Source organism: Frigoribacterium sp. 9N, from assembly GCF_902506305.1.
Lineage (GTDB): Bacteria > Actinomycetota > Actinomycetes > Actinomycetales > Microbacteriaceae > Frigoribacterium.
Genome location: NZ_LR733392.1, coordinates 836,205 through 844,388 on the forward strand (window position 1 = coordinate 836,205; position 8,184 = coordinate 844,388).

The window sequence follows — 8,184 nt, forward strand, 5'->3', positions numbered from 1 at the left end:
CCCGACAGGTCGGAGCGACGCCCGTGGTGACCCGCGACCCCGACCGGACCCCGACGCACCCCCCTGCCCGGCCCGCGACGCCGTGGCGGTCGCACACCTCGCCGCCCACCCCGGCACAGCCCACGGCGCAGCCCGCGCCACAGCCCACGGCGCAGCCCGCGCCGCAGACCAGCCGCGAACTCGTGGTCGACCTCGTGCGGTCGTCGGGCCCGATCAGCCGTGTCGAGCTCGCCCAGGCCAGTGGACTGACGCAGGCGTCGATCTCGACGATCGTCCGGCGGTTGCTGGACGAGGGGCTCGTCCGGGAGACCGGCCGGGTCGCGTCGACCGGTGGCAAGCCGCGCACGATGGTCGAGATCAACCCGCGTGCCGTCTACGGCATGGGAGTGCAGATCGGTGAGGACGCGCTCACCTACGTCGTCACCGACATGCGCGGGGGAGTCGTCGGGCGCCTGCAGGTCGACGCCGGGCCCGCCGCGTCCGACGACGTCACGGCCGCCGCGGTCCGCATCGTCGACGGCTTCCACGACGTCGTCGGCAGCCTCGGCCTCGCGAGCGGGGCGGTGGCCGGCCTGGCCGTCGTCGGTCCCCGTGCCACCCTCGCCCACGGGGTGCGTACCGGGCCCCGGTCGACCGAGAGCGCCCTCCACGCCGGGCTGCACGCCGCGCTGGCCCTGCGCCTCGGCCTGCCCGTGATCGTCGACAACGATGCGGCGGCCGCGGCGCTCGGCGAGTTCTGGAGTCGGCAGGTGCCGCGCTCCGAGACGTTCGCCTGCGTCTACCTCGGCACGGGGGTCGGCTCGGGCATCGTGCTCGACGGGGCCCTGCACCGGGGCGCGAGTTCGGGCGCCGGAGAGCTCGGCCACGTGTCGATCGACCTCGACGGCGAGCCCTGCTACTGCGGCAACCGCGGCTGCCTCGAGCTCGCGGCGTCGCCCGGGGCCGTCGTGGCCCGGGCCCGTCGCGACGCCGCCGCGTTCGACGACCTCGGCCTCGCCTGGGCGCCGGGCGGGGTCGCGCGCGACTTCGACCTGCTCGCCCGCGCAGCGATCGCCGGTCACGCCGCGGCCGACGGGCTCGTCACGCGCGCCGCCGAGCAGCTCGCCGCGGGTGTCGTCACGCTCGCCAACCTGCTCGACCTCGACCGCGTCGTGCTGAGCGGACCCGGGGTCGCGGTCGCCGGCTCGATCTACGCCCGGGCGGCCGTCGAGGCCCTGGCCCGCACGGCGTTCTCACGGGGCGTGCACACCACGAGGGTCGAGGTCTCGACCGACCCGCGCGACGCGGCCGCGATCGGTGCGGCCGCCCTCGTCGTGCAACGCGCCATCTCGCGCTGACCCCGCGACGGTGCCCGGACCCGGCCCGCGCCTCCTCGGTACCCCGAGTCGTGCACTGCACCGCGTCCGGTCGGCGGCCCGGGCGGGCCCGCACGTCTCCGCGCCGCGTTCCGTGCAGCACACCGCGTCTAGTCGGGGTGCCGTGCACGAAACGCGGTGCGGTGCGTGGGGAAGGTGCGCCGCACAGCATGCACCCGTTGCCCGGGCGGGCCCGCACGTCCCCGCGCCGCGTTGCGTGCAGCACACCGCGTCTCGTCGGGGTGCCGTGCACGAAACGCGGTGCGGTGCGGGCCGGGCCAGCGCGGGTCGGGCCGGTGCGGTTGGCCGCGGCACCGCAGGAGGGGCGGGTCACGATCCCGACACGTCCTCACAACTTTCTTGACTCGCTTACGTAAGTCGTCTAAGAAAGACCCCGGGACCAGGCGACGGCGCCTGGCACGACGAAGGGTCGACGATGCCTCTCTCCATGACCAACCGCCGACGGGTCGGGTTCGGTGCGATCGCACTCGCGACCGCCGCGGGCCTCGCGCTCACCGGGTGCACCGCCTCGAGCGGCGGCGACGAAGGCGGCATCACCGCCAACACGGGCCCGGCGGGCGACCTCACGGCCAACTTCAACCCGTTCTCGGCCACGGCCGACAGCACCTCGCAGGGCCTGCTCTACGAGCAGCTCTTCTACTACAACGTGCTCACCGGCACCGACCCCAAGCCCATGCTGGGCGAGGAGTACGAGTGGAACGACGACGGCACCGAGCTGACCGTCGACCTGCGCACCGGCGTGCAGTGGAGCGACGGCGAGGACTTCACGGCGGACGACGTCGCGTACACGTTCCAGACGATGCTCGACAAGCCCGAGCTGAACCGCGTCGGCTTCGAGGGCACCGTCGAGGCCACGGACGACGACACGGTGGTCTTCACCTTCGCCGACACCTCGTTCGTCAAGGGCCCGGACATCCTCGGCCAGGCCGCGATCGTGCCCGAGCACGTCTTCTCGAAGCTGTCCGACATCGCGACCGACCCGGTCGAGAAGCCGATCGGCACCGGGCCGTACATGCTCGACACCTTCACCCCGCAGAGCTACGTCTACAAGGCGAACCCGAACTACTGGCAGTCGGGCAAGCCCGAGGTAAAGAGCATCCGGTACATCGCCCTGGCGAACAACACCTCGGCCACCGACGCGATCGTCGGCGGCGACCTCGACTGGTCGAGCATCTTCATCCCCGAGGCCGACAAGGTGCTCGGCAGCAACCCCGACGTCAGCTACGTCGCCACCCCGCTGCAGCAGATCACGTTGATGACCTGCTCGAACGCCGACCTCGGCTGCACGGGCCCGCAGACCGATCCGGCCGTGCGCCAGGCGATCTACAAGGCGATGAACCGCGACCAGCTGAACGACCTGGCCTTCTCGGGCACGAACAAGCAGATCTCGCCGACCTTCATGACCCTCGGTCGTGACGACGACTACATCAGCCCCGACGTCGAGAAGGAGACGCCGATGACGGCCGACACCGAGGGCGCCGACGCGCTCCTGCAGTCGGCCGGCTACGCGAAGGGCTCGGACGGCATCTACGCCAAGGACGGCCAGAAGCTGCAGCTCGAGATCCAGGTCGTCACCGGCTACTCGGACTACATCGCGGCGATCGACGCCATGGCCGAGCAGCTGCGCGCGGTCGGCATCGAGATCACGCAGAGCGCCAAGTCGTACAACGAGTGGGTCGCCGCCCGCAACAACGGGCAGTTCCAGCTGACGATGGACTCGCTCGGCCAGGGCCCGTCGACCGACCCGTACTACCTCTACAACGGCAACTTCGACTCGACGACGACCTCGCCGGTGGGCGAGCAGGCGATCAACAACTTCGCCCGCTACTCGAACCCGACCGTCGACGCCGCGATCGTCGCGGCCGAGCAGACCGACGACGTCGCGGCGAAGACCGAGCAGTACTTCACGATCCAGAAGGAGATCGTGGCGGACATGCCGTACATCCCCGTGCTGCTGCAGTCCACGCTCACCGAGTTCAACAGCGCGAAGGTGACCGGCTGGCCCACGGGCGACGACGACACCGAGAACTTCCCGGCGACGTGGAAGACCTGGGACAACGCCCAGACCGTCCTGAACCTGAAGCTCAAGTGATCGTGGTCGGGACCGAGAAGGTCAGGAGGCGCGGATGAGGTACGTCGCGCAGAAGGTCGGCTTCTACGCGGTCGCGTTGTTCGCGGCCCTGACGCTGAACTTCTTCATCCCGCGGTTGCTGCCCGGTGACCCGGTGGACATCCTGCTGGCCAAGATGCAGCAGAAGGGACCGGTCAGCGAGGCGACCGTGACCAGCCTGCGCCTCCTTCTCGGTTCCGACTCGGACGAACCCCTGTTCTCGCAGTACGTGCAGTACCTCGGCAACCTGGCCCGGGGGGACCTCGGCATCTCGGTGTCGTACTTCCCGGCCGGGGTGTCGACCATCATCGGCCAGGCCATCCCGTGGACGATCGCCCTGATCGGCATCGCGACGATCCTGTCGTTCGTCTTCGGGGTGGGGCTCGGGACCCTCGCAGGGTGGAAGCGCGGTTCGGTGCTGGACAACTTCATCCCGGTGACGACGATGTTCCAGGCGGTGCCGTACTTCTGGCTCGCGCTCATCCTGTTGTACGTGTTCGGCAGCGTCCTGCGGGTGTTCCCGCTGTCGGGCGGCTACAACGTGTACGAGGCGACGCCGGGGCTCAACTGGACGTTCGTCCAGAGCGCGGTGCTCTACGGCACGCTGCCGGCGTTGACGATCATCATCTCGTCGGTCGGCGGCTGGCTGCTCGGCATGCGCAACATGATGGTGTCGACCCTCAGCGAGGACTACATCGTCACCGCCGAGGCCAAGGGCCTGTCGCCGATGCGCATCCGCCAGAGCTATGCGGCCCGCAACGCGGTGCTGCCGCAGTTCGCGGGCTTCGCGATCTCGCTCGGGTTCGTCGTGTCGGGCTCCATCGTGACCGAGCAGGTGTTCTCGTACCCGGGCATCGGCAACGCGCTCTTCACGGCGACGCAGAACAACGACTACGCGCTGATGCAGGGCATCTTCCTGGTCATCACCCTCGCCGTGCTGGGGACGAACTTCATCGTCGACCTGATGTACGGCTTCATCGACCCGCGCACGCGCGCCAAGCGTTAGGACGACGAGCATGTCCACGATCGACCTCGGCCAGCTCGCCGACCCGAACTCGCCCACCGGCGACAGCGGCGCGGGCACCGGCCGGAAGGGCCTCAAGCGGGTCTTCCCGCACGTGACGCCCAAGCTCTGGGTGGGGGCGGGCATGATCGCCGCCATCGCCCTGTTCGGCCTGGTCTTCCCGTTCGTCGTCCAGAACCCGCAGGCCATCAGCGACGTCGGCCTGAGCGCCCCGAGCGGGGAGCACCTGCTCGGCACCACGCAGACCGGGCAGGACGTCTTCGCCCAGCTGGCCTACGCGACCCGCGGCTCGCTGCTGATCGGCGTGCTGGTCGGCGTCGTCGCGATGGCGTTGGCCATCGTCTTCGGCGTGATCGGCACCTACGTCGGCGGGTTCGTCGACGAGGCGTTCTCGCTTTTCTCGAACGTCGTGCTGGTCATCCCCGGCCTGCCGCTCGCCATCATCGTGTCGAGCTACGTGCCGCAGAAGGGCCTCGTGGTGATCGCCTTCGTGATCGTCATCACGAGCTGGGCGGCCAGCGCCCGGGTGCTGCGCGCCATCACGCTGAGCCTGCGCTCGCGCGACTACGTCGCCGCGTCGCGGGTGTCGGGCGAGAAGACCTGGCGCATCGTCGCCGTCGAGATCCTGCCCAACGTGCTGCCCGTGCTGGCCAGCCAGTTCTTGTTCGCGGTGATCTTCGCGATCCTCGCCGAGGCGGGACTGTCGTTCCTGGGGCTCGGCGTCTCGGGCCAGTTCACCTGGGGCTCGATGCTCTACTTCGCGCAGAACGGGCTCGCGCTGCGACTCGGCGCCTGGTGGTGGTTCGTGCCGCCGGGGCTGATGATCGCGCTGCTGGGGTGCGCGCTGTCGCTGATGAACTTCGCCATCGACGAGATCATCAACCCGAAGCTGCGCGACCAGACCCGGGCCGGCGTCAGCCGGGCCGACCGCAAGCGACTGGCGCGGGCCGAGGCCGCCGCCGGCACCACCGAGGGGGCCACCGCATGAGCACCGTCCTGACCGTCGAGGACTTCAGCGTCGACTACGCCGTCGAGCACCCCGTGCACGCCGTCAAGAACGTCAGCTTCGAGCTGGCCCGGGGCGAGATCCTCGGGCTGGCGGGCGAGTCGGGCTGCGGCAAGACGACGCTCGCCTACGGCATCAACCGGCTGCTCGGGGCGCCGGCCGTGATCACGGGCGGTCGGGTGGTCTTCCACGACGCCGAGGGCGCCGACATCCTGCTGCCCGAGCTCGACGACAAGGCGTTGCGGGCGTTCCGCTGGGACAAGCTGTCGATGGTGTTCCAGGGGGCGATGAACGCGCTCAACCCGGTGACGACGATCCAGGCGCAGCTCGAGGACGTCTTCAAGACCCACCGGCCGTACTGGAAGAAGGCCGACCGCGTCGAGCGGGCGGGCAAGCTGCTCGAGACCGTCGGGGTCGACCGCAACCGGCTCCGGTCGTATCCGCACGAGCTCTCGGGCGGCATGCGCCAGCGCGTGATGATCGCGATGGCGCTCGCCCTCGGCCCGCAGATGATGATCATGGACGAGCCGACCACCGCCCTCGACGTCGTGGTGCAGCGCGAGATCCTGCGCGAGATCGGGCGGTTGCGAGACGAGTTGGGCTTCGCGGTCATCTTCATCACGCACGACCTGCCGTTGCTGCTCGAGATCAGCGACCGCATCGCCGTGATGCGCGCGGGCGAGATCGTCGAGATCGGGGAGTCCACCGAGCTCTACACGAACCCGCAGCACGAGTACACGAAGAAGCTGCTCGGGTCGTTCCCGAGCCTCACGGGCGACCGCGGGGCGTTCATCCGCAGCGGGGTCGACGAGACGGCCGGAGACGGCGCGACCCGCGCCTCCTCGGGGCACGAACGGGCGACGTCCGTCGCCACGAGCACAGGAGGCGCGGCGTGAGCACGCTCGAGTTCCGGAACGTCGTCAAGGACTACCGGGTGCGCGGGGGCCGGGGTGAGAAGGGTCGCCTGCGTGCGGTGGACGACGTCAGCTTCACGCTGGAGGCCGGCAGGACGGTGGCCCTGGTCGGCGAGAGCGGCAGCGGCAAGTCGACCATCGCCAAGATGCTGCTGCAGCTCGAACGGCCGACGAGCGGCTCGATCGTGCTCGACGGCGCGGTCGCGCCCCGGCACGGCGAGGCCCTCCGTCGCTACCGGAGCGACGTGCAGATGGTCTTCCAGGACCCGTTCGCCTCGCTCAACCCGTTCCACTCGATCGGGCACCACCTGGCGCGGCCGCTGCTGCTGCACGGCAAGGCGACCCGCTCGACGGTCGACGAGAAGGTGCGCGAGCTGCTCGGGCGGGTACAGCTCGGCCCGGCCGCCGACGTCGCCGCGCGTCGACCGCACGAGCTGTCGGGCGGGCAGCGGCAGCGCGTGGCGATCGCCCGGGCCCTGGCGCCCGAGCCGCGCATCCTGATCGCGGACGAGCCGGTCTCGATGCTCGACGTGTCGATCCGGCTCGGGGTGCTCAACCTGCTGGCCGACCTGCAGCGGCAGGAGGACCTCGGCGTGCTCTACATCACGCACGACCTGGCGACGGCCCGCCACTTCTCGGACGAGATCCTCGTGATGTACAAGGGGCAGGTGGTCGAGCGCGGGACCCCCGACGAGGTCATCCTGAACCCGCAGCACCCCTACACGCAGCAGCTCGCCGAGGCCGCGCCCGACCCCGAGAAGCGCATCGCCGAGCGGCGCGCCGCCCGCGCCTGACCCTCGCCCGACTCCACGCCACACCCTCGATCGCTGGGAGCGACATGAGCACCACCGACACCACCACCGGCCCCATCACCACCGGCACCACGACCCGCGCGACGCAGCGCGCCGTCCGCCCCCTGCACACCGGCTGGAGCCTGCGCAGCACCGCGGGCCCCGTGCCTCCCGAGATCGCGGCCGTCGACGTGCCCGCGACCGTCCCGGGCACGGTGCACACCGACCTGCTGGCGGCCGGCCTGATCGTCGACCCGTACCTGGACGCGAACGAGCACCTGCTCGCCTGGATCGGTCAGGCCGACTGGTCGTACGCGACGACCTTCGACTGGCGGCCCGACGGGCACGACCGTCACGAGCTGGTCTTCGCGGGCCTCGACACCGTGGCCACCGTGTTGCTCAACGGCGAGGTCGTGGCCGAGACGCGCAACCAGCACCGCACCTACCGGGTCGGGGTCGACGGACGGCTCCGCGAGGGGTCGAACGACCTCGAGGTGCGCTTCGGGTCGCCCGTGGCCTACGCCGACGCGCAGAGCCTGGCGCTCGGCTACCGGCCGCACGTGAACCACCACCCCTACAACGCGATCCGCAAGATGGCGTGCAGCTTCGGCTGGGACTGGGGGCTCGACACGGCGACCTCGGGCATCTGGAAGCCGGTGACGCTCGAGTCGTGGTCGTCGGTGCGGCTGGCGTCGGTCAGACCGGTGGTGACGGTCGACGGGTCGCGGGGCGTCGTCGACGTGCACGTCGACCTCGAGCGGGCGGGGGCCTCGGCCGGGGCGGCGGCGGAGCCGGTGACCGTCCGGGCGACCGTCGGCGCCGTCACGCAGGAGGCGCGGGTCGAGCCGGGCGCGGACTCCACGGTCGTGCAGGTGGTCGTCGACGACCCCGAGCTGTGGTGGCCGCGGGGTCACGGCGGGCAGCCGCTGTACGACGTGAGGGTCTCGGTGACCGGGGGAGGGG

The 8,184-nt window shown here is 70.8% G+C and carries 6 protein-coding genes and 1 pseudogene; all 7 read left to right on the forward strand.

Features of this window, described 5'->3' with window-relative positions; translation table 11 throughout:
- The first annotated feature begins 23 nt into the window (after positions 1–23).
- On the forward strand, positions 24–1,337 hold the full coding sequence (locus ARTHRO9V_RS07010; protein WP_201298921.1) for an ROK family protein: 1,314 nt from the start codon (positions 24–26) through the stop codon (positions 1,335–1,337).
- A gap of 466 nt (positions 1,338–1,803) precedes the next feature.
- A complete protein-coding gene (locus tag ARTHRO9V_RS07015) occupies positions 1,804–3,468 on the forward strand; it encodes an ABC transporter substrate-binding protein (RefSeq protein ID WP_159828519.1) in 1,665 nt (554 codons plus the stop codon).
- A gap of 34 nt (positions 3,469–3,502) precedes the next feature.
- A complete protein-coding gene (locus tag ARTHRO9V_RS07020; RefSeq protein ID WP_123570318.1) occupies positions 3,503–4,492 on the forward strand; it encodes an ABC transporter permease in 990 nt (329 codons plus the stop codon).
- 10 nt (positions 4,493–4,502) lie between these two features.
- Positions 4,503–5,498: an ABC transporter permease gene (locus tag ARTHRO9V_RS07025; protein ID WP_082460275.1), complete on the forward strand. Its 996-nt coding sequence runs from the start codon at positions 4,503–4,505 to the stop codon at positions 5,496–5,498.
- The gene (locus ARTHRO9V_RS07030; protein ID WP_159826351.1) at positions 5,495–6,412 is read left to right on the forward strand and encodes an ABC transporter ATP-binding protein; all 918 of its coding nucleotides are present in this window, start codon (positions 5,495–5,497) and stop codon (positions 6,410–6,412) included. Before ARTHRO9V_RS07025 ends, ARTHRO9V_RS07030 begins: the two co-directional genes overlap by 4 nt.
- Complete coding sequence (locus ARTHRO9V_RS07035) at positions 6,409–7,224, forward strand: ABC transporter ATP-binding protein (protein WP_159826353.1); 816 nt, start codon at positions 6,409–6,411, stop codon at positions 7,222–7,224. The genes ARTHRO9V_RS07030 and ARTHRO9V_RS07035 overlap by 4 nt, the downstream gene beginning before the upstream one ends.
- A gap of 44 nt (positions 7,225–7,268) precedes the next feature.
- Positions 7,269–8,184, forward strand: a pseudogene (locus ARTHRO9V_RS07040) (glycoside hydrolase family 2 protein); the annotation flags it as partial.

Excerpts from the sequence above, each read along its gene's own strand:
- ARTHRO9V_RS07015 (WP_159828519.1), top strand. The coding sequence starts at position 1,804 with ATGACCAACCGCCGACGGGTCGGGTTCGGTGCGATCGCACTCGCGACC.
- ARTHRO9V_RS07020 (WP_123570318.1), top strand. The coding sequence starts at position 3,503 with ATGAGGTACGTCGCGCAGAAGGTCGGCTTCTACGCGGTCGCGTTGTTC.
- ARTHRO9V_RS07025 (WP_082460275.1), top strand. The coding sequence starts at position 4,503 with ATGTCCACGATCGACCTCGGCCAGCTCGCCGACCCGAACTCGCCCACC.
- ARTHRO9V_RS07030 (WP_159826351.1), top strand. The coding sequence starts at position 5,495 with ATGAGCACCGTCCTGACCGTCGAGGACTTCAGCGTCGACTACGCCGTC.